The following is a 366-nucleotide window of genomic DNA, read 5'->3' as shown; positions in this document are numbered from 1 at the left end:
GGCGCCATGACGATAATCTCGCCAGCGGAACGCGACGCGATCGTCGACCATGCTGACTAGGCGGGAATTGGCGATGGCGACGCGGTGGGTGTAGCGGCCGAGATAAGCCAGCACCTGTTGCGGCCCGCCGAAGGGCGGCTTGGCATAGACGACCCATTCGAGGCGACGGACTTCGGCGAGCAAGCGGGCGAAGGCATCGGGCTTTGCCAGGTGGGCGAGATCGCCGAAGAAGCCCAGCCAGCCCGCATCATGGCCCACTCGCAGTTCCTCCAGGAAGCGGCGTCGAAACAGGCGCGACAGCACGCGCAAGGGTAAAAAGAATCCCGGCCTCCACGAGATCCAGCGTGTGCCGTCGGGCGAGACACC

The 366-nt window shown here is 65.6% G+C and carries 1 protein-coding gene; it reads right to left on the bottom strand.

Annotated features, from left to right (window positions below):
* Positions 1–366: transposase (locus EN818_RS31105; protein ID WP_189523992.1), on the bottom strand; the 366-nt coding region annotated here is incomplete at both ends.

This window comes from Mesorhizobium sp. M3A.F.Ca.ET.175.01.1.1 (assembly GCF_004791945.1).
Lineage (GTDB): Bacteria > Pseudomonadota > Alphaproteobacteria > Rhizobiales > Rhizobiaceae > Mesorhizobium.
This window is presented reverse-complemented; position numbering and strand designations above follow the sequence as displayed.